At 40.2% G+C, this 21,940-nt stretch carries 18 protein-coding genes and 2 pseudogenes; 3 read left to right on the forward strand and 17 right to left on the reverse strand.

Annotated elements, in window-relative coordinates:
- Both FS373_RS31065 and FS373_RS31070 read left to right on the forward strand, forming a co-directional pair.
- A partial coding sequence (locus FS373_RS31065; RefSeq protein ID WP_152831511.1) for an IS66 family transposase occupies window positions 1-475 on the forward strand: 475 nt, incomplete at its 5' end.
- A gap of 16 nt (window positions 476-491) precedes the next feature.
- Window positions 492-692: pseudogene (locus FS373_RS31070) on the forward strand (DDE-type integrase/transposase/recombinase); the annotation flags it as partial.
- A gap of 87 nt (window positions 693-779) precedes the next feature.
- Here the strand turns inward: FS373_RS31070 and FS373_RS31075 are convergent.
- The 16 genes from FS373_RS31075 to FS373_RS31150 all read right to left on the reverse strand — a co-directional run bounded on the left by FS373_RS31075 (window position 780) and on the right by FS373_RS31150 (window position 20,675).
- Window positions 780-1,937, reverse strand: coding sequence for an ImpA family type VI secretion system protein (locus FS373_RS31075; protein WP_152831513.1), 1,158 nt, complete (start codon window positions 1,935-1,937; stop codon window positions 780-782).
- Between the two features lie 71 nt (window positions 1,938-2,008).
- Complete coding sequence (locus tag FS373_RS31080) at window positions 2,009-2,620, reverse strand: hypothetical protein (protein ID WP_144045742.1); 612 nt, start codon at window positions 2,618-2,620, stop codon at window positions 2,009-2,011.
- Between the two features lie 276 nt (window positions 2,621-2,896).
- Entirely contained in the window at window positions 2,897-3,355 is a 459-nt protein-coding gene (locus FS373_RS31085) for a protein kinase domain-containing protein (RefSeq protein ID WP_185976994.1), read from the reverse strand.
- 66 nt (window positions 3,356-3,421) lie between these two features.
- Window positions 3,422-6,883: a type VI secretion system membrane subunit TssM gene (tssM, locus tag FS373_RS31090; protein WP_144045740.1), complete on the reverse strand. Its 3,462-nt coding sequence runs from the start codon at window positions 6,881-6,883 to the stop codon at window positions 3,422-3,424.
- A gap of 1 nt (window position 6,884) precedes the next feature.
- Complete coding sequence (gene icmH, locus FS373_RS31095; RefSeq protein WP_144045739.1) at window positions 6,885-8,015, reverse strand: type IVB secretion system protein IcmH/DotU; 1,131 nt, start codon at window positions 8,013-8,015, stop codon at window positions 6,885-6,887.
- A 7-nt stretch (window positions 8,016-8,022) separates the two neighbouring features.
- Window positions 8,023-9,339, reverse strand: a complete 1,317-nt coding sequence (tssK, locus tag FS373_RS31100) for a type VI secretion system baseplate subunit TssK (RefSeq protein WP_144045738.1) — start codon at window positions 9,337-9,339, stop codon at window positions 8,023-8,025.
- The gene (gene tssJ, locus FS373_RS31105) at window positions 9,339-9,791 is read right to left on the reverse strand and encodes a type VI secretion system lipoprotein TssJ (protein ID WP_144048903.1); all 453 of its coding nucleotides are present in this window, start codon (window positions 9,789-9,791) and stop codon (window positions 9,339-9,341) included. The genes tssK and tssJ overlap by 1 nt, the downstream gene beginning before the upstream one ends.
- 8 nt (window positions 9,792-9,799) lie before the next feature.
- Window positions 9,800-10,825 carry a type VI secretion system-associated FHA domain protein gene (locus tag FS373_RS31110; protein WP_144045737.1) on the reverse strand — a complete coding sequence of 342 codons (1,026 nt, stop codon included), beginning with the start codon at window positions 10,823-10,825 and terminating at the stop codon, window positions 9,800-9,802.
- 97 nt (window positions 10,826-10,922) lie between these two features.
- Entirely contained in the window at window positions 10,923-13,517 is a 2,595-nt protein-coding gene (gene tssH / locus FS373_RS31115; RefSeq protein WP_152831515.1) for a type VI secretion system ATPase TssH, read from the reverse strand.
- Between the two features lie 8 nt (window positions 13,518-13,525).
- Entirely contained in the window at window positions 13,526-14,509 is a 984-nt protein-coding gene (locus tag FS373_RS31120; protein WP_144045736.1) for a type VI secretion system baseplate subunit TssG, read from the reverse strand.
- Window positions 14,491-16,269: a type VI secretion system baseplate subunit TssF gene (gene tssF / locus FS373_RS31125; protein WP_144045735.1), complete on the reverse strand. Its 1,779-nt coding sequence runs from the start codon at window positions 16,267-16,269 to the stop codon at window positions 14,491-14,493. The genes FS373_RS31120 and tssF overlap by 19 nt, the downstream gene beginning before the upstream one ends.
- Window positions 16,262-16,684 carry a GPW/gp25 family protein gene (locus FS373_RS31130; protein WP_144045734.1) on the reverse strand — a complete coding sequence of 141 codons (423 nt, stop codon included), beginning with the start codon at window positions 16,682-16,684 and terminating at the stop codon, window positions 16,262-16,264. Before FS373_RS31130 ends, tssF begins: the two co-directional genes overlap by 8 nt.
- A 4-nt stretch (window positions 16,685-16,688) precedes the next feature.
- Entirely contained in the window at window positions 16,689-18,041 is a 1,353-nt protein-coding gene (locus FS373_RS31135) for a type VI secretion system contractile sheath domain-containing protein (RefSeq protein ID WP_144045733.1), read from the reverse strand.
- Between the two features lie 36 nt (window positions 18,042-18,077).
- Window positions 18,078-19,568, reverse strand: coding sequence for a type VI secretion system contractile sheath large subunit (gene tssC, locus FS373_RS31140; protein WP_144045732.1), 1,491 nt, complete (start codon window positions 19,566-19,568; stop codon window positions 18,078-18,080).
- Complete coding sequence (gene tssB, locus FS373_RS31145; protein ID WP_144045731.1) at window positions 19,568-20,077, reverse strand: type VI secretion system contractile sheath small subunit; 510 nt, start codon at window positions 20,075-20,077, stop codon at window positions 19,568-19,570. The genes tssC and tssB overlap by 1 nt, the downstream gene beginning before the upstream one ends.
- A 73-nt stretch (window positions 20,078-20,150) precedes the next feature.
- The gene (locus tag FS373_RS31150; protein ID WP_152831517.1) at window positions 20,151-20,675 is read right to left on the reverse strand and encodes a type VI secretion system tube protein Hcp; all 525 of its coding nucleotides are present in this window, start codon (window positions 20,673-20,675) and stop codon (window positions 20,151-20,153) included.
- Window positions 20,676-21,564: 889 nt separating this feature from the next.
- Here FS373_RS31150 and FS373_RS32370 point away from each other — a divergent pair.
- Entirely contained in the window at window positions 21,565-21,723 is a 159-nt protein-coding gene (locus FS373_RS32370; RefSeq protein WP_227993448.1) for a hypothetical protein, read from the forward strand.
- A 97-nt stretch (window positions 21,724-21,820) separates the two neighbouring features.
- Here the strand turns inward: FS373_RS32370 and FS373_RS31160 are convergent.
- Window positions 21,821-21,940, reverse strand: a pseudogene (locus FS373_RS31160) (IS66 family transposase); the annotation flags it as partial.

Here is a 21,940-nt window from a genome sequence, read left to right on the forward strand (position 1 = left end):
CATCAACCATATAAAGAAACTCTACCGACTTGAGATAAAGCTTAAAGGTAAACCCGCGGCTGAAAAATACCAACAAAGGCAAAAGGTCGCAGTCCCTTTGCTCAATACTCTCAAGGAGTGGTTGGATAAAGCGGTCATGCGTATCTCACCCAAAACCAAACTGGGTGAAGCCATTAGCTATACATTGAACCAGTGGCCAAAACTGATGCGCTATATCGAAGACGGGCGACTCTCTATCGATAACAATCGCGCAGAGCGGACCGTCAAACCCTTTGTGGTGGGGAGAAAGAATTGGATGTTCTCCAATACGGCCTCTGGTGCTCAGGCTAGCGCCGTGCTCTACAGTATTATCGAAACAGCCAAGGTTAACGGGCTCATGCCCTTTGATTATATCAACCACTGTCTTACTCAGCTTGCCATAGATCCTAATGAAGTCGAGTCCTTACTCCCTTGGAACGTTAACCTCAACGTGTAGATCACCACACGCATACGTTAAATATTTGAATAATATTGTCGAGCAAAGCCATCGAAAAGTGAAAAGAAAAATGCATCAATGTTTGGGCTGGAAGTCTTGGGAAGGGGCTGAATCGACCTTAGCGGATATTGAGCTTTGGTCCATGATTAAGCAAGGACAAATGGACACAACTGAAAATATAACCTCATGGGAACAATTCTATTCTTTGGCGGCCTAATTGTATCAGAGAGATCTTGCGCCCTCAAATTATAGCGGCGAGATCTCAGTTTGCGACAGAACCATTGTCGCTCTACTCATAATCGAGCTAATCCGGTCTCTTTACTCCCACAAGATTGAATATTTGACTTCTAACGTCGCTATCTTGACCATCGAATAGTTCTTCTAGCAATTCTGGAAAGGGTTTGTTGCCCCAACTAATTGCTTTTTGTAACAAGAAAGAAACTGGGCTGTGAGGTTCGCTTTCTCGGAAGTACTCAGCTACATCTCCAAGTAAATTCAGTGCTTGCTCTCGATTATGTACATTTTTTTTAGCAATTTGTTTCAAATTGCTCATGGTAAATGCGGGAGGAATGTCAGTTATTTCGTCAGACTCCATCTCTGCGTGATGTTTATCTTGTGGATGAATAGTTGTTTGCTCCTCTATATGATTCGAAGGGGCTGTTAATCCTGATACTTGCTCCAAAGCGTAATTGAATTGTGTAAATATATTCTTCAGCACACTAAAATTTGTAGGTTTTACCCCACACATTTTGGCTTTATCACTAACCGTGATATTCAACCTTTCAATTTCTTTAAGGCAACGTTCAACATTTATCAAACGAGTAATGATAATGCTTTCCTCTCGAGAAACTTCCCCTAGCGCCCTCTCCTTCAGCAAATTTACCTCACCTTTTCGCTGTGCACTTTTGTAATCGAAGAAAGTAAACTCTCCAACTAATGGTTTTAGTAATAATGGTCCATATAAAAGGTTGCTCTCTTCACTATCACCAGCTAACTGAAAAAAAGATTTACATTTGAAGCTTGCTTGCTCCGCAAGATGCTCAGCCTCGGTACCCCCTTGTAACTTTTCAATTGGTAACACCGGATTTAGGGTATCCCATCTAGACTCAATTAAATCAGCTAACCAAGTTAGACTATTAGCAACACTCTCAAAACTATTATCCAAAATCACCTGCGCGGTAATAAACCAAGCTATAAGCTCAATATCTCTGCTCACGTGGCGAAAGCTATGCATCAAACTCTCAGCGAGTGCTTTCCAGAGATGTTTATTTTCCTCCATTAATTGCTCTTTATCTTCAACACTTGGATTTTGAGATAACTTACGCAGAGATGTCTTGGCCAAATTGAACTTATTACGCAGAGGCCGAAACGCAATTTTATCTGATTTTAAATAGATACCACAGGGTAAGTCTTCATCTATGGGGATCAATAAATCGACAATTTCAGTATTAGACAGTAACATTTTTACTCACTTCTCAATTAACTCACAAATCATAACTATAACTAAACCGCAATTATTACTGTTTAATTCCGCTAAAACATAAAATGATCGCTCATATCTATCATGATTTCGATCATATCTGTATATTTATCAGTCATTTCAAATGCATCATAGCATTCTTGAAAAGAGTGGAAGCCGATCCCAACAATAAAAGCAGACATTATTTTTTCAAGGTTCTGTCCTTCGCTACTATTAATTCCAATATTAAGAAGACTTAACGTATTACAAAAACCATTAGCCATCCCAGATGTGCCGGCCAAGTATGGAACACCTTCCACTTTATTTCTGGTATAAATTGATTTTTTTGAAAGACCATTATCAGTCTTCTCAATATAATGACTACTAAGTTGGTAAAGAGGGTTTAAATTATTTAACAGCTTACTTTTAATCTGTGCTGTTCCAAAAATATTCTTAGCCATCAAAATTTGACTTTTAACTCCCAAATTAATAGTGTTATGATTTCTACCAAATTCATCAAAGCTAGAATAAACACTTGATATTTCACCCTTTCTTTTCCCATCAATTACTGACAATAGATATTTAGGGAGAATCCATATAACCGTAAGAATGGCAATGATTGCATCTTTCTTTTTTGATGAAGTCTGCTTTTTTAGCAATTTTATCAAGTCTTTCTTTTCTGACACTCCCTTCACTTTAGCGTGCGTAGGAAATAAATTACTGGTTCTAGAACCATTATAAAATCTGCCAAATTCAGAAATATCATTACTGCTGATATCTTTATTTTTTTCTAATACATTAATAATTAACTTTGTTATTTTAATGATGATTTTATATTCGAACTATCTGTTAATATCAACAAAGCTTGCTCAGATTCATATCTAAGTTTATCGTCTCGACTTACAATACCTTCAGGGTAAATAAATTTCATTTCAACATCCTCTATATTATTACATGATAGTCTATATCTTTCCCAATAACTTACCTTCAACTTGTTGCATCATTTTCGCTAATGCATACCAATCATCCTCTTCCTCGACATAACCTACACCTAACTTTTGATTTTCTGAGGAGAACATTGGTGTGAGTTGCCATTTATTTAATGCGTTTCGATTAGTTCCTATTGGATTACTGGCACCAAAATCAATGAGCCGCACAATGCCAAGCGTTTCATTAAACAATATATTAGAAGGTTTTATGTCACCATGAACCCAGCCCTGTTGATGACAGTGGGCGATTGCATCAATCACTTTCGGCAACACAAACACCCACAAATCAATTTCGTGCTCTTTTAATTCATTGAGCGAACGAGAGTCTGGGTAATACTCCAAGTAAATAACAAGCTTATGCTCATCAATTGAAATTGCTTTTTGAATACAGGCGCTATAACAAGCATTCACAGCCTGCCACTCACGCCACATTTCCTCCTGGCAACAATAATGCTTAATCAAATAGTCCTGCTTAAGATAAATCGTAGAATCCATGCTCTATAAATGTTTAGGAAGTAAAAATTGCGTGAACAAGAGTTTATCCAACACTTGGCTAGAATTACGCAATGTGTATTGCAGTGCTATATTCTTTCCTTCAATAGAATAATTAAATTTACGAACCCGCCTAGCTGAAGTACTGCTAGAATTACCCTCCAACAAAAATCTAAAGAGCGCCCATTGCCCTGTGTATGATTTCGTAGCGACTCGATCTTGTCCCAAATAAAAATTCGCGCTCAAATAACCATCAACATCACTCGCTGGCCAATTAAGCTCTTCCCATATTCGAGGACCATGCTTGTAATCAAAAACATTTTCAACCTCTCTCAATTGAAATTCAGTCACACTAGTACTCATTGACCCCACTTTCAGCTCTAACCCAATGCCTAACTCTTGCCCAACTGGACCAAAAAAAATCTCGCGAACTTTATTGGCTTGCCGAAGTTGTGAGCGAGCTCTATTACTGATAGCCAATGTCATGCCATCAATCACGCGCAGCCTTAAAACACCATTATCCCAATACACAAAAGGTTTAAGTATTTGCTCAACAAATTGATCCAACCGTCCTTCTGGTTTAAAAAATGAAGTAAAGTCATTAAGATCAACTTCTCCTCGTCCTTGTAAATAAAAAGGAAATCGTCCTTTAATTGACTCTGCATAAAACAAGTACACACCTTCATACCACTGTTTATTGATATATTTTGAACTACCAAGGATAACTTGTTCCCATGATTGCTTGGCAAGATCACGAGTCCATTTAGTCACTACTTCAGGTTTTTTTCCTACCAAATTATTAAGGTTTGTAATAGGATCTTGATCACTTTTAGCGTGCTCCACCGCATATTTGTAGAGCACTTTACTCGGCTCAGAATTGACTTGTGCAATGTTCAGATAACGACTCAATTCAGTCACCGCCTCTAACAAACTATCCACAGGAGCCGCCTCACCAGACTTACCATAACCTTTTAAATAGCCGGAAAATTCACTAAAAGCTTCATTAACCACATAAGCAGGCTGCATACGCAGTAATTTATTCCCACCAATTCGTTTAACTTGGTTAAGTTTATTTAAAGAAGTCGCCACCCGATTTAATTTTAATTTACTGGCCGTGGCCGCACTATTCTCAGTATCATCAACTTGCTCTGTTACGACCAAACTAGTGTTATTCACCACTACAGACAGTACATCTAACATGGGACTTATTGAAACATCAGCGATATTTTTTAACCCATAAACTAACCCTGGTTGACTATTGAACTGTTTGATATGGATATTGCCTATCAAGCCTTCCCAATATCGAATATATTCAGAGAAGTAGAGTTTTTGAATTTTTTTACGTAAATCTGCTAGCTCCATAAACGTAACATCAGGTTCTTGTCCTGTGATCAGTTTAAATACACTCAATTCATGACGAAATAGGGAGGATTCAGCACTAAAATCCAACTTGTGGTATCCCGCTTTAGTGAAAATTTCAGGCACTAAATAACCATTGAAGTCCTCAGTAAAGGTAAATACGCTATCGAACTTAGGCCCCAGCATACTTCGTAAATCCACCTGATTTCGATATTGAGGCAAGCTTTTAATTTGAGCATATATCAATCGCTCTGGCGACAAGCCCTCCAGGTTATTTGTTGCCAACTTGATAAGCTCTTTATCCGGCTTCAGAAACTCGTCATAGTTACTTTTGAGTAAATCTTCGACCAAATAGGACAATTTGACTAAATCATCAAGAGGTACCCCTCCTTTAACTTTGATAATATCAAACAGAAATCCTTCAATTGCAGCTGCATCAAGCTGATTTTTATCAAACAGCATCAGATAATAACGAAGCACCTCTAAAATTTTACCTGGGTTACCCATACTCGTCTGTAGGTAAAGCTCCTTGCTGATAATCCCTTCCAACTTAGGTAATAAAAGGTACCTTAACTGCATCTGATAAGTTGAGTTCATGCGTAATGCCGTCTCCTCTTGTTTGACACTGACCCTTTGATACCAAGCTCTAGGCTCTATACCTTTACGTGCCGTAACCCTCAATGCATTTAAGGATGATATGATATCTACAATTGAATAATTTGCTGACATCTTGCTGGTATTACGCTCGAAATCAAGTATTGTTGCCATCGACTCCTGCCGCCACAGCTCATCCTCGTTCCAGTTATTTTTTAAAACGCTCCCCGAAAATATTAAGCCGCATAGCATAACAACAAGCATCACAGTTCTTGCTGTAATATAGCCAAAATCACGCCACTTATTAAGACCCGTTATACCTCGCTCAGGTAAGATCACATGACTAAATACACGTGAAACAAAATAGTTTCGATTTCCTGACCACTGCTGCCCTTGCGTTTTAGCGTTAAACTCAGCCTTTTCAGCAATCACTTGAGTAAGCAGATCACATTTGCCCCCCTTTTGCCCTGAGGATAATAAATAAGCTCCGCGGATCCAAACAGCTTGGCGAACTCGAGTCTCACGGCCAATATCATTAAGTAATTCAGTCACACGCTCAAAGAATATTTGCAGTTGATAAGGCAATGCGACGACCCCACTAGCATGTTCACTATTCGAGTTATGCATGAGTTCAACCTGCTGCTTTACCAAAGAAGAAAGTAATACCTGTACCTCCAATTCAAATTGCTGTTTATTGAAACGCCGCTTAGTGTCACATGGTAAGGTTACCCCAAATGGGTTTTCTAAATCATCAGCAGAGAAACTCTCAAAAAAATCGGTAAAATCAGCGAGGTAATTCGCCTTCGAAAATAAGCAATATAGTGGTAATTCAAGCTTTAGATCTTTGCTCAGAGAAATAATACCTCTCTGATAAACATCGGCTAATTTTTTAAGTGCTTTTCGATCGCTCTTTAAGATTTGATCACATTCAAAAACAGAAATAACTCCCGTTAAAGCCTGACGTGGACGGTATTTTTGTAATTGTTGCAACAATACTTTCCATAACGGTTCATCGATTCCCGTATGGTTAATAATACGATCCCCTAATTCAATAACGACCGCTGTATCATTACTCCAAAAACGCAGATACTGAGTATCGCCTTCCCCCGCTTCGAACCGTTGCTCGTTAACAAGCTCCAATCCATTTTCTTGTAGTATTGTTCCTGTGGTCTCCTTTTCACCACCAATAACCAAATACCAGGGTAAAGCGTAAACACTGTTAAATTTATAGCTCCCTTGACCACGAATTTTACGTGCTGCCGCTTCGAAATATTGCTGAATGATACGGGTATCTTGTTTAAGCAAACGCTGCTGAGCGTGTATTGCCTCATGATTTTGCTCTACAGCATTCTGATTACGCCACCACAACACAGTTAATACCGACGTCAGTACCAAAAAGAGTAACGTACCCACTTTCAGCCAAAGATAATCTTCCGCTGGTAAATAAAACCAGGCCCCAAGCGTTGCACTCAGACTCAATGCAGCAAAAAAAATTGCTATTATTTTCTTAATCATATTATTGAGCCCTTCGAACTCTAGCATTGAAACCGAAGCGAATATTAATCTCATTCTTTAACTTACGTATTCCAGAAATATTTTTTACAGCTTCTACATACACTTGCATGCCTGAACCTGTATCTCTCATCAATGCGTGATAACCTGCTAGCTGCAATTTTTCGACGACGCTAGTAGCGTCCTCTGAACGAGAGAATACGGCTAATATTACTTCCCAATTCGTTGGGATATTAGCGAATGTATCTTGTTCCTCATTCTCAGACGTTTCATCAATCAAACGAGTATTCCTAGCTGAAGTAAACCTTCCCTCCCAGTTTTTAGTCATGTGATTACGCTGTGAAAGTGAATCAAGTTGAGCTAAAACAGGCTGACTAAGTTCACGGTACTGGTATTCAGAAAACACATAACTAAATAAAATCGTCAACATAACCAATAACGCAACTTTCCTTTTACTCAACAACAACCAAGGTTGCTTACGCTTAATTAACTCAGGAGTATTAGGGGTTAACGTTAGCTTTTCGCTTCGATAAGGTCGTAACAAATGATAGGTCTGCGATTTAATTTCATGTAAAGCGCTCTCATCGCGATAGCGATATCGCCCTTTGAATCCAAGCATCAGTAAGATGTATTGCAGCTCGATAAAATCCGTCAACTTGGCAGGCTGTAAAGCTGCATTTTCTAACAAACTAAAAAAAGCTTCTCCACCATTTCTCTGTGAAAACACCTTACTCATCAAAGAATAATTTTCCCAACAAGCCTTTACCCCCCAATCGGTGTTCAGAATCGCTTCATCAAATGCCGCACAGAAAACAAAGCAACTTTTTTCTATAATACTTGGGTGATAATCAAGACTTAATCCCTTCTCTTTAAATACCCCAATAGTATCCAGCAACTTTTGCCGAAAGCGCTCAATGTGTCTCGGTGCTCCCAGCCGTGGAATGGAAACCAGAATAGCCAATAATTCGGCTGCCGTATTCAGCAAAGGATTACCGTATGCTGTTAACTTATCGAGTGAATATCCAACTCTTGAAATATCAACATAACTCGATTTCTCAACTACCTGCTTGTAACCGGGGTTAGCTTCACAGCGTCGAATTAAAACGGTGGGTTCTTCATTAAATAATTTAGACACAGCTCACCTACTTAATTACATGGAGTTCAACATCGATATCATCAATACGTTCATCGATATGCAAAGCAATAGGCTCTTCTTTTTTAATCAAAGCTTGCCATAAGGCTGATTTATCATCGACCTCGAAATAAGCAGCATCATGACGAGCTTTTAATTCTGAAGGTGCATAAGGTAGGTGGCGTAATGTGACTCCAGACAAGGCATTTCGCACTAAACCGACAATATCACTGTTACCAGCCAGCTTACATGCCTCTGGAAACTCCTTACCTAAACGTGCTGAACCGATAGGTGAAGTCACCACCATGATAAAGCGGCCTTGATGATAAAGACTCCGATCCGTGACCTGAGCCTGTAATAATCGCCGGGTGGCAAATAATTGCGTTTGCCAATGCAGTGTCGATACGTTATCTACTTGTACCTCCCGCAATAGCAACATTAATTCTGAGAAGACTTGTGAGAAACAGCGATATAAATCATTCAGATCCCAAATAGGAAAGGAACTCGGCACTTTCCCCTCGAGCCCCTGCATTTGCCCAGCCATAGAAACACACTCAAAATAAAGTTGCTGCGTTGACAACCCGCCAACTTCATTCCACTGTTCCAATTTAGGCATCCAAGAGCCCAATGCTTGCAGCCATAAATAATCTCGCATTAGCCCCTGATAACTTTTACTACTGTTGTCTGAATGAAGGCGGCTAGAGGTTGTACGAGCACGGTATTGAACATGAGCGAACACATCAGCGACGCAATCTTTAAGGTAACCTGAAACATTAAATTGAATGCAAGGCGGAATAAACGCTTGGTTGAGTGTCAGCTTCCCTTCTGCTGTGTACTCACTAATTTCAGCAACCGCAAGTAAGGTATAGTTTTTAAGCTCTTCTCCCTCTATTTTTAACTCAATATTCAAATGAGCTAACTCTAACTCCAAAGCATCACTGTGCTCTCGGCTAGTATCAAATACATTCTGCTTCACTGACGAATGACGTTGGTTTTTGTCCTCTCCCACATTGACAATGCCAGGATGAGAAACGGGCAGCGCAAGGTAAATTTTCTTTTTACTGGTATCTTTAGCGATATCAAGCTCTAATCTATGCTCTATTTCAAAAGGTGATCCATCCGGAAAGATACCTTTAGCATGACGAACGATTAACTTTCCGATATTGAGCATGGAACAGTCTAGTTTTAGTGAGCTTAACCCATAGCATTGAGATACATGTTGGCCTACAAATTGACGGATAAAATGTTCAACATATCGTTCTTGCTGCTGAAAATGCTGTGGTGATAAAAACATACCTTCATTCCAAAGAACCTTATTGCAATCCATCACTCTTCCTCTTTGCTCGATATCGATAAATTAATACCATCCAAACTGACATTAACCTCAGTGTCTTCCAACTCTATAACTTTATAAATAACCTTATTTTTTGCTTCTCTATAGTTGGAAAAACCCGCGATAACACCAATGAATTTGGTTTCAGATGACAAAGGAATAACTTCCTTACGTTGCTCTCCAGGCATAACACTGGCGAGCCTGCGTACAACCAAAAGATTGGCCTTTAATACTCCTTGATCGCCATGAAAAATTTGCATGAAATTCGCCTGAGAAAAAGCTTGGTTGTCACTTAACTGGTAGACTCTGATCTCAACGGGTGAGGGTTTTCGCTCGATATTGGGATTAATATTCAGCCCAGAATTAATATCAAGAAATAACTTAGGTTCCACGGGGTCCCCCCATAGACTGCAGCCAGTTAATGTCAGTATTAACCAAACATTCATCAATATTTTCACCAAGGTTCTCCACCAAAGCTATTTTGCTGGCGTAGTGCTTCATGAAAATAAGCATGCAACTTAATTTGCCAATCTTGATTATCAATCTGGCGATTAAAATAGCGCTTGAACATTGTCCAATAGTTAGATTTACGACGCCAAAAAGCTGGCCTAACCAAGTCATCGAACATCGCCTCCATTGATGCTGGTGAAATATCATCCATCAATCTCGCAAACGCTATTTCTAAGGCTTTATCGGTACGCTCTTTTTGTCGAAAATCCGACATCACAGATATAGGATCTTGACGACTCCTTTCCTCTTTCTGTAGAGGTGCGGTTAATTTCGTCTGATATTCCATATTCGTTAGAGGCGCCTCCCCCAACGCATCGAAATGAAATTCGAGATCCCAATGCGATCGAGACTCTTGCTGCTTTTTTTCTGCCCGGTAGGGGTCTCCATCAAAAGAAAAAATATCTTCTTCTGCCTGAAATAACGGCATCGCAGTGGTCGCAGGAGAGGCATCAGCCAAAGCCAACTCAGGTTCGCTATTAAATGGATCATCAATCAACTTGCGAACCGGCTCTGACGTATCACAAGTAGGGGAGGTTAATAATTCGAGATCCTTGGCGAACGGATCATCAATAATTTGACTTTCATTATGTAACGAGTCATCAAAAATTTGATTGTCTTGAGCTAACGTAGGTCTTTTTGCCAATTCAGGCGTAAAACATGAAATCAATAACCGATAACGACCCACATCCAGTATATCTCCATCCGTCAGAGCATACTTATTCCCCTTACCTATCGGTGAGTTCGAACCATTAACAAATAGGCCATTTGTACTATTGTCCACCACCTGGTAACCATAAGAAGTCTTTTTGACAATGGCATGCACCGCAGATATTTCACGATGAGAATCTGCCAACTGCATCGTAACACCTAATGAACGGCCTATATCCCCTCCTTCTTCAGGAAAGGATTTATGCTGCTCGGAGATGGACTCATCATTTGGCGAGCTTATAATTCTGATTGCTAGTGGCATACTATTTTTCCTTATGCGGTTTTACAGCATGACCGTCATCGTTCAAAAGCCAGAAATATTTTTAAGCTTATCTGGCATAAGTTCTTTGTCTGATAAACTACAAAATAGTGATGACAAATTGCTCATCATCCACTGAAATTTGCACTGTATTAATGGCTTGCGACAGACTCATGCGCACAATACACTGATTGGCAAGCTCAGGAACAAGTTGACGATTAATAAGCTGCTCGATTGCCCTTGCTCCTGTTTCCGGTGACCGATTCATGTTAACTAACAGTTCAATCACATCGGAGCTGCACTCAAAACTCGCGCCATAACGATCTCTTAAGCTATTTTCGATACGTTTAAGTGATAGGTGAGCGATGTTGCTCATTTCCTCTTTATTTAATGGGAAATAAGGTACGATCGTTGCTCGTCCCAGAAACGCTGGTTTAAAAAAACGCTGCAACTCAGGTAAAATAGCCTGCGTCAATTGATCGATATCAGGCCTTTGTTTTACGCATGCCTGCACGACAACACTATCTGCAACATTAGAAGTCATAATAATAATCGTGTGTCTAAAATCGATAGCGCGCCCTTCTGCATCCGAAATGGTACCTTTATCGAAAATCTGATAAAAAATGTCATGAACTCCCGGATGAGCTTTCTCTATTTCATCCAGAAGTAGCACTGAGTAAGGGTTTTTACGTACAGCTTCTGTGAGCACTCCGCCTTTACCGTAGCCAACATAACCAGCGGGCGACCCCAACAACATAGAGACTTTATGTTGTTCCTTAAATTCGGTCATATTAATGGTCGTAATGTTACGCTCCCCACCATATAGCAAGTCAGTCAAGGCCAAAGCGGTCTCTGTCTTGCCAACCCCACTGGGGCCACACATAAGAAAAACACCGACTGGTTTACGTGGATCCGTTAAACCCGCACGGGACATACGGATCGCCTTAGCTATTTCAGTAATCGGCGCCACTTGACCAATGACCCTCTCACCAATATGTTGCTCAAGATTCATCAGGCTCTCAACCTCATGTGCCACCATGTTTCCCACAGGGATCCCTGTCCATAATGAAATAACTTCTGCAATAACGCTTTGTGTAACAAGAGGTTGAACTAGAGGATCATCCCCCTGCAAACAGGAAAGCTCGGTCATTTTCTCTACCAAAATGGCTTTTTCTTCCTGTAGTGATACGCCTCCTTTTGACAGGAGTTGCTTTTCTAAGCTCGTTTGCAGTTCGAAAATGTCAGTAACTAAAGCCCCTTCTAACTTCCAACGAATCAACAACTCATCATGTTCAGCTTTTAATTCTTGCAACTGTGACAAGGCCTGTTCAGCCCCACCCTCATTATGAGACCACAATGCAGCTTCATGACTTAAGTTAGCTATTTCGCTTTCAGCATAACGAATTTGCTCTGCAATTGACTCAAGCTGCCTTGGTGTAGAACTCTGACTCAATCTGATGCGAGAACACGCAGTATCAAGTAAGCTAATGGCTTTATCTGGGAGCTTACGCTCAGGCAAGTAACGAATTGACAATGACACAGCGGCATCGATAGCTTCTTGCATCACAGTAACCTGATGGTGCTTTTCTAGATTTTGTTTTACCCCTTGTAACATATGAACTGCATCTTCTTCGCTGGGTTCTCCAATCGACACCAGCTGAAAGCGGCGAGTTAACGCTGCATCTGATTCAAAATATTGCTTGTATTCCGACCATGTTGTTGCTGCAATAGAGCGAAATTCCCCTCGAGCCAATGCAGGCTTTAGAATATTAGCAGCATCATTTTGTCCAGCAGCCCCCCCCGCACCAATCAACGTATGCGCTTCATCAATGAACATGATAATGGGCGTTACCGATTGCTTGATTTCGTTAATGACATCTTTGAGGCGGTTTTCAAATTCGCCTTTAATACTTGCTCCAGCTTGCAACAGTGAAAGGTCTAAGCTGCGAAGCTCCACTTTAGCCAATGATGGTGGAACATTTCCAGAGGCAATCTGTTGCGCAAGCCCCTCAACAATAGCGGTTTTTCCTACACCAGGCTCACCAACTAGAATTGGACTGTTCTGACGACGCCGACACAGAATGTCTATCACCATACGAATTTCATCGCCACGGCCAGCAATAGGGTCTAGCCCCCCTTGACGAGCGGATTCAGTCAAGTTTTGTGAGTATTTATTTAACGCTGGGGTGCCCCCAGAGCCGATATTTATTCGTGAATGGCTCTCATCACTCTTAGCCGTATCCATCTCAGCTAAAGAGTCAAGCCACTGTGTAGAAAGTTGTTGCAGCCACTGACTCAATACACAATGATAAGCACCTTGTTCAACGCGTTGTTTGAGCACCATCAGCAAGTGGTAAGCATTAATAGCAAACTGATTATTATTCAGTGATGCTAGCATCCAGCTGTCTTTTAATAATTCTACAAGCAGTGGAGACAAAGACGGCGAAGTATCATTCCCTCTTGGCTGGCGGGCTAACACTTGAAAAAGTTGTTCCTCTAAAGGCCCCCTGACTATTTTTGCCTTCTCAAGTGACACACGCCATGCCGAAGATAACTTTAATAACTGGACAAACCAATGCTCTGGTTCTATGGCAAAATGGCCACGACTAACACACTCACCAGCCGCCCCCTCTAATGCTTGCTTTAACTCTGGATCCAGCCTGGTTACTAAATTTTGTAATTCTACATTTATCATATTGCTTCCTAACTTAAAGACAGTGGCATTGCCACAGCTTGCTCGACGTCAGATTGAGCTTTCATCCATGCAGATTGACCCACTTTCAGAGCGCTGCGGGGATCACTGGTTAAGCAAACGCGAGGTAACAACTGGCTGTTAATCTTCATATGTAGCCTATAGTCCGTATCCTCTCCCATATAACTTTTCACCAAATCATCTAGAGCAAGCATCATTTTGTTATTGGAACGAATATTTTCAGAATGCTGATAATCAAGCGGAAAGATGAAAATATTCAATTTCTGGCTTAACATCGGCGTCATCTTGCCTAACATCGCCCCAGCCCCTAGACGAGAGCTGTTTGTTTTTTTTCCTAATCGTGTCAATGAACAAGGTGTTACCGGTTGATATTCAAGTCCGTAACCCTCGACCTCAAAACGGACTTCAAAGAAATCTTCCAAAATTGCTTTTAAGGTAATTGGACAAGTCAGCTTCATCCCCATTAAACCTGAATACTGAATCATCCGCTCTTTGGGCAGTCCGCTAGCTTCTTCAGTGCAGCCGCTCAAACTGCTTAACATATCAGTCATCGATAATTGCTGCTGATTCCAGAAAAATGTCTCTTCTTCAAGCTGGGAACTTAAGTCATTCTTCTGTTCAACTTGACAATAAAGACGAAAATAACGGTTATTAAATGTGTCGAGAAAATCACTAGGTGCTTCATCTCCTAAATCAAGCTTGGTGTGCATGACCTGACGATAAATAGCCCTAGGCATGACACCATCATTGCCCGATAAACCACTTATAGAGGTTTTAAGTACATACTCACCAACTGTATTTTCATAAACCCTTGTCATTTCACTGTGATAATAAGCTGGCAGAAATTCAGCACTAAAACGTACATCTGGAGTTTGTCCAGAGTTTGCCGCATTACGCTTAAAACATTGCCAAGCCTTATCTAAAGCAACACGGTTAAACGTGTTATTTAGCCTCGCTAAAGTAGACTCTTGCATCCACTTCTCCTTGGAAACGATCGATACACTTCTTCTCCGCCTTCAAGACGAATGTCAACTTGGGTAAAACTGTTGAAACCAGCAAAAAATGCAAAAAAATGATCCAATAAATGACTGAACAAGCACAGGCCAGCACTCACACTGGCTGAATCTAAAGTGACAATAATTTTAGTGCCATAGGCAAAACACGCTTTACCTGACACATATATAGGGGCAACGACTTTCTCTTGCTTGAGCCCAACAAGCGCATCAATGTAAAGTTGATTCAAAGAGCTTTGATTAAAGTTATAAAGCTCAAACATCGTCTTTAATGTACTTACCGGATCATCCGATCCCATCACTGAGTGATAATTGAAATGTAAATGACGTAATAATGCCCAGACACTTTTATTCGTTTCTTTACTGCGTACCGGCATGGTAGGTCGACGTAACATCCGTATTTCAGCTGGAATCGTCAATGACTCTCTACATTCAATGGTACTGGTTACCCCTAAAGAGCCAGCATGGATACCATTAGAGGCTGTAGCCCTCACAACCCAAGTCAGAAGTTCGCTACCTATATGGTTATGTGATAAATCAGCCACTCGAATATAACTATCAAGTACGCCTCGAGTATGTATCGACTGCTGCAACTGCCAACGAAGTCCCGTTTGAGAATCATTGAATTTTTCACCATAAATATGTGGAATATCGATAGCTTCTGCACCACTGACGTCAAGTACCTGATCAACAGAAAACAACTCCAGAGAGTCCCCTCCTCTGGCATCAAGCACAATGGGATATTGCTTCTTAAAAAAATCGACCTCAATCGGTTCAGATACCACTTGAGATAGATTGATGATTGGAACCGTAAATAAGGAAAAATGCTGCTCAGATAAACTTCGAGCGAGATCCACTCCCAGATCATCCACAAAAATTTGTACTTTAAACTGATTGCCAACAACCTGCTTGAACGCTGACCCAAATTCCAGTTGAAAACCATAGAAACGCTCAGAGAACATAAAGAACTCTGTCAGCAGTTTAAATCCACCAAAGCTATTTGACTGATACGGTAAGACACTTTCAGCGAACTTAAAACCAGTGGGCTGCATGGCGTCTCTACCTAATTCGATACACTCACCATTAGCCTCAATACTGATCTGTAAAACGCCTTGAAATAACAGGTCATACAAACGCAGTAAAAAGCTACCATCCCCTTTTAATTGCACCTTCAATCGCTCAAGTGACAAAGAAGAGAGATCCATATTCTCATCAAATGTGGAAATTGAAATTTCAATTAGCGCCTTAGCATGCTCAACTCCTGATTGCTTCCCTCCTTTAAATGGTGCAAAAGATACGCTCACCTGATCAATTTTCAGTGGTAATAGTTCCACCATTTCGGTAGTACGAAACACGGCACTAACTTTATCATCAGTTATTTCAAACTCAGTACCGATAGGGATTTCATGCACTGCATTTATATCTTCAGTAATAACAAAATCCAACATACTAAAGCTCGGCGTGGGACGAAGATAATGAGGGAACAATAAGCGGATTAAACTTTCAGCTAACTCAGGAAAAGTATCGTCCAATCGCTTTTGTAAACGACCATTTAAGAAAGCCACACTCTCAACCAAGTGTGCTATCTGAACATCATCAATACCATCTTTGCTAATACCAAGTGCGCGGGCACTCCCTGGATAACGCTCAGAGAATTGCACAGCCTCTTCACGAATAAATCGTAATTCCTGCTCAAAATAAGAGAGAACATCATCAGACAAGGTTCGCTCTCCTTACAATAAGCCGATTAATGTTAAAATCTAAAAAAGAGTCCAGTACAACCTCTTCTTCAGCAATAGCTGAGTGCATTACGGCAAAAATACGAAAGCGTAAACGGTTTTCATTGGTTAATGTTTCTTGTATTTCAATTTCAACCTGACTTAATCTTGGCTCGTAGCGCTGAATCAATGCCGTCATTTCAGTTACGATACCGTCACTGTTTGATTGATTTTGCCAGCGTGACACACAAGTCATGCCCATATTCACAATCGTGCCAGATAAACGGTCACTTTGTTCACTCTTCAGCCATATAGGAGCTCTGGCAGATATAAGACCACATAAATTATCAATAATATCGTCATGAATATTATCAAGATTATCACTCCAACACTGACCCAGTTTCGTAATTAAGCTCATTGTGTCAATCCGATTTATATCCCAATACAGAGGTTTCCAAAATCAACTTAGCATCCATCATTCCGAACTGGTTCTGAGGCTGGAGAATAAATTTACACATGTAACGTGTTTTATCATTTGGCGATTCTTTAATGTGAACTTCAAAAGACTTAAGTGGATAACGCGCCATGATTGAGTCATCAGCGAATTGTCCTGAATTTGTATAATATTGTAACCATTCACTTAGCCGATGCTGACACGCTGCGGCACTGTCATATAAGCCCACAAGCTCCCTTAACTGCACCTTAATGTAGTGACCGAAACGACACCCCATCAAGTTTGTTTGTAACATGCCTTGTAAATGAGCAGTATCATCGGGGGCTTTCCAAACTGAACAGTTACTGAAAAAACCTTTCTGGCCAGAAAGGTAGATGCTACTGAGTGCTATAAACCCTTCCTCAGACCAAAAACCATCTTCTTCACTGTGAATATCGACTTTCGTTATCACCTCTTCAGACTGACTGACGATTGCACCAGAATTTTTTGAGTCATCGTAAGAGCTTAAAAAGCTAAACCAACTCACACGGTCAAACTCGCGAACGATATTACTTGCCAATAAAAAAACACTATTACCCCATAAACTTTTAGCATCCAATTGACTCTCGCTAAACATAAACCCTGCTGCATAATGCACGTAAGGTTTACGTAACAAATATTCCGGCAATACCAAATGAATAAATCTTGATGTGATCCTGTCGCGAAGTAATTGCCAAGATGAAAAATCATCACTTTGTAAAATACGTTTCACACGTAATGAATCATTTAAAATATACTTTGGGTTATCGCCAAAAAAATACTCATCGATCCCTAATATGGCAGGACAAAACGCCATTTCACACAACTCTGAAAGCAATTGTAAGGTGTATAAATCTTCGAAGTGCTGTGATTCTTCATAACTTGAAGTTATCTTATGCCCTAACACCAGCAGACCAAATGGGGTTCCGCCTGCCATATCAAACTCATCTGAATATAACTTCTTGAACAAAGCACTACATTTAAGATTAAAAAATGTATTGAGATCTTCTGACACCTCTTGCCATGTCGCATCAAGTATTTTAATTCTGACCCTACGCTGAGAAACAGGTAAAGAAACCAGCGATGAAACTTCTAACCAAGATGCTTCGAGCTGCTTAAAACAAGGATATTGTATAACCTCTGATAACTGTTCACTTATCAACGAATCAAGCTTTGCAATCAGCCGAGTTAACACCAGCTTAAGCTGATCCACCGAATCTATCATAGAAGGAGAATCTCCCTCTTCCAATTGAATTTCGGTAAGCCATAATCTAGAAATGGTTGTTTTAGCTTTAGTCATCATCGGTTATCCAATTCAAAACAGTACGACTGGAAAGACTTAACTACCAGGAATATTAGCCACCATCCTAATTGAACTCGTCAGCTCTTCCATTTGTAACCAAGGACGTAAATGAGCGATAGCAGAAAATGCTCCTGGACGACCGGCATGCTCTTCAACCGTAACTTGTGCCTCAATAAGTGGGAACTTTGCCTTCGACTCATTACCTACAGCGTTAGCATTGACATACTGCTGTAGCCAATTATTCAGATGGGATTCAATCGCATCAGCACCCAAATTTGAGCCAACTTGATCTCGACCCATTACTTTTAAATATTGAGCAATACGGCTACTTGCCATGGTGTAAGGTAAGCGTGCAGAAATAGCAGCATTGGCATTGGAATCATCATCGGCGTAGGTTTTGGGTTTATGCGTCGACTGAGCACCCATTGATACCGCATAGTTGGTGTTTTTGTAATGTAATAAGGGTAAAAAGCCAAGGTCACTCAATTCTTTTTCACGCTCATCAGTCAGATTGACCTGAGTAGGGCATTGCTGAACCCTATCACCCGCATCAGTAAAATAAGTGAAATTAGGTAAATTCTCTATTTTACCGCCATTTTCAGCACCTCTGATCGCAGTACACCAACCATATTTTGAATAGGCATTTGTCAACAACAAGCCAAATTCATAAGCGGCATTGCTCCAAACAAAATCATCTTCAGATGATACTATTTGCTGCCCATTTTCTCGTACTGGTAACTCTTCAAAAGCAAAAGATGACACCTTAGTGCTTTCTTGTCCGTAAGGTAGGCGTGCCATGGTCTTTGGCAAAGTTAATGCAACGTAGCGCGAGTCATCACTTGCTCTAAATGCATTCCAACTCGCATAAGCAGGTGAATCAAAGCCAGACGCAACGGGTTTACCATCTGTAAAAGTGGTAAACGAATCAAAATCAAACATATTTGAACTGGCAGCTGCGATAAATGGTGTATGTGATGCAGATCCCACCTCAGCCATGTAACGAAGCAAGGCTACATCTTCATCAGCATAACCAAATTCATAGTCACCTAAAAGCACACCATATGGCAAACCACCTGCTGTACCAAATTCTTCTTGATAAACCATATTAAAGAAGCGACTACGATCGATGGCTGTGGCATCTTCAAACTGCTCTAGTAACTCTTCTTGGGTATAATCAACCACTTTAATTTTTAAATCTGATCCAAGCTCACTATTTTTAACCATTTTATGTAAACCAAGCCAACTGCCTTCTAATTTTTGAAAGCTTGGGTTTTTCATCACTGCAGATAACTGTTCAGAAATTTTACGATCAATTTCTGCAACCGCCTGCTCAATGGTTAGCGTGAGATTCTTATTCCACGTCACAGTCCCTTCCATCACTTGTGATGTCATGATAGACAGTAGTTCTTTGGTGGTATCAGCTGGCGTTTGCGCAGTCGCAGAAATAGCACGCTCAAGAATACTCTGCTGTGCTACTGTTTCTACCTCAACTTCAGCTTGAGTCGTTGCTTGTTGTTCAGTGGACATTACTCTGTCTCCTCTTTATTCAAACCAAGCTCTTGAGCTAGCCCTTGAATCGCATCTGCATCTTTAAAGACTTCTTTTAACAAGCGGTCTAAATCTCGTGAACGGTCGGCTTTACTTAATAATGTTTTCAGATGATTGCGCGTTTCTACCAACTTAGTCAGTGGCTCAATTTGCCCAACAAGCTGCTCGGGTCGAAAGTCTTTCATTGAACTAAAATTAAGATTAACGTCAAACTGACTATCATCATCCGTCAGCTTGTTATCTACCTTATAATTTAAACTAGGGTTAATTTGCCCCATCACGGTATCAAAGTTATCTTTATCGATAGTAGAAAACTCACGTTCCTCAAGATCCACTTTATCAGCAGCAGGTTTATGACCAGAGTAATCCCCGATAACACCGACAATAAACGGCAGTTCTTTCGTTTCTAGACCTTCCGTGGTTTCGACGTCATAGGTGATACTTACCCGATTTTTACTAACACGCTTATGCTGAGAGTTCAATGTCATAGAGAATTCCAATTGCATTTTTAGATGGTTTAATTGCCTCCCTCAAGAAGGGAGACAAATTGAAATAACCGAATTAAAGAGCGAGTGAAGTAGGTTTATTAACCTTACGGTCATAACCCACTTTACCAATAGAAGTACCTGTACTGTCATCGCCTTCAATATAAAAGTCTTCTTCTGTCTTATTGTAAGAAAAAGTAAAGTTTTCATGTGCAATTGAATCTGGTATAGAAGAAATTGAACGCCCTATTGTACGAGCTTCATCCAAAGTAACTTTGTGAGAAATCTCAACACCATCACCTTTAGAAGCTGGTTTAGTCTCAACAATTTCTAACTGATAGGTTTTATCAAATTTAAGCATCATGGAATAAAGAAGTGGCGAAGCACCACTTTTTAACATACTAATATTAATTGGATCGAAATGGATTGTGCCCTGATCTTGGTTCTTGGTATCGGTATTCATTGATACTGTGCGCGACATAGACATTGACCAGTTCATAATTTCAAAGAACTCACCATCACCACCACCTGGAATTTTAACATCTGTTGCATCTTTAACTTTTTGGCCCACAACACGCATATACATACCATTACTAGACATATTTTCAACCTCTTTAATTAGTGCCTCAATTAATAAGGCAACTTACAATGATGGATACTCTATATGAGTATCTTCGGAATATTACCTACCATAAGAATGTTAATATCACTGGTTATTGACATAGTTGGAGTCATTTAAAACTCTACTTCTATTTCTTTTGTATTCTTTAGACGTCATCATCGCAATGGGAATGGGTACAGTTTTCACGTCAGTATTATTGGTCTCCATGAGTCTAATTTCATTCAAAGCATAGGTACCATCGAAAAACGGCATCACCATATCCAGACAGATAAGGGAATACGGGTCATGTTCCTGTAAAGATAATTTAAAACACTCTATCGCTTCGCGGCCATTAACCGCCAAACCCAAACGAGATAAAAATATCCTTATTCACCCTTCTTGAAATCGGATCATCATCCGCCATCAATATTCGCTTCTTTGCCTTTAATGCGCTTTTTTGTCATTATTTCTGTCATTCCATACGGCTAAAACTTCTGATTCAACATAGTATGCTCCACCATCACATAGCCAAAATAAAAAGATATAAATCATGGTAAATCACTTTTCCAAAAACGAACAAATACCCAATTTACATATAGACATCAACATTCTGGAGAGAGCTTTATTTGCTGCAACGGTATTTTCCGCTAAACGCTCTACCCAGCTTTAGCATGTAAAAATAACACTTTAAGCGCCAAGGTAGCCCCTAATGCTCTATCACGGCTACAACAGCATTAGTTTAAGCATTCAGCATACTTTAAAAGTGACGGCAGAATGGCGTCAAACATTGATAATCAATGATAGATTATTACACCACCAAACTTTAACCTTCTAAAATTAAAGAAGAACAAGCCATCACCAATGGCCATGATAGGATTCAGGATAATAGGTGACCACAAGAATCAAACATATTGGGCAACCACGCATTACAACCCTAACCTTGAAGTTGAAAATTTTAGGGGAAAGCTTATCCATCTATAAACAAATCAAGAAAAGCAAAGAACCAGAAGGTGAAATAATAGAATCGTGGATGATTAACTGGGGTTAAAAATACAAGATGACGATCTATAAAAGATGAATGTTTTATCAAATTGAATTCTGTTGATTCAAGTACAGCATTTTCAATGAGCTCAATCGTAACACCGACTGCTTTTCATCATCCAGTCTGACATGGTGCGGCGGCTTAAGTGGATACCCCATTGCTTAAACTGAGTTTCCTGACGATAAAGCGGCATATGGTATTGATATTTAGCGGTAATGATTTG

The organism is Shewanella sp. YLB-07 (assembly GCF_009377275.1).

Bases quoted from the DNA above. Each gene is read 5' to 3' on its own strand.
- FS373_RS31075 (WP_152831513.1), bottom strand. From the start codon at position 1,937: ATGTTACTGTCTAATACTGAAATTGTCGATTTATTGATCCCCATAGAT.
- FS373_RS31085 (WP_185976994.1), bottom strand. From the start codon at position 3,355: ATGTGGCGTGAGTGGCAGGCTGTGAATGCTTGTTATAGCGCCTGTATT.
- tssM (WP_144045740.1), bottom strand. From the start codon at position 6,883: ATGATTAAGAAAATAATAGCAATTTTTTTTGCTGCATTGAGTCTGAGT.
- tssK (WP_144045738.1), bottom strand. From the start codon at position 9,339: ATGGATTGCAATAAGGTTCTTTGGAATGAAGGTATGTTTTTATCACCA.
- tssJ (WP_144048903.1), bottom strand. From the start codon at position 9,791: ATGAATGTTTGGTTAATACTGACATTAACTGGCTGCAGTCTATGGGGG.
- FS373_RS31110 (WP_144045737.1), bottom strand. From the start codon at position 10,825: ATGCCACTAGCAATCAGAATTATAAGCTCGCCAAATGATGAGTCCATC.
- tssH (WP_152831515.1), bottom strand. From the start codon at position 13,517: ATGATAAATGTAGAATTACAAAATTTAGTAACCAGGCTGGATCCAGAG.
- FS373_RS31120 (WP_144045736.1), bottom strand. From the start codon at position 14,509: ATGCAAGAGTCTACTTTAGCGAGGCTAAATAACACGTTTAACCGTGTT.
- FS373_RS31130 (WP_144045734.1), bottom strand. From the start codon at position 16,684: ATGAGCTTAATTACGAAACTGGGTCAGTGTTGGAGTGATAATCTTGAT.
- FS373_RS31135 (WP_144045733.1), bottom strand. From the start codon at position 18,041: ATGATGACTAAAGCTAAAACAACCATTTCTAGATTATGGCTTACCGAA.
- tssC (WP_144045732.1), bottom strand. From the start codon at position 19,568: ATGTCCACTGAACAACAAGCAACGACTCAAGCTGAAGTTGAGGTAGAA.
- tssB (WP_144045731.1), bottom strand. From the start codon at position 20,077: ATGACATTGAACTCTCAGCATAAGCGTGTTAGTAAAAATCGGGTAAGT.
- FS373_RS31150 (WP_152831517.1), bottom strand. From the start codon at position 20,675: ATGTCTAGTAATGGTATGTATATGCGTGTTGTGGGCCAAAAAGTTAAA.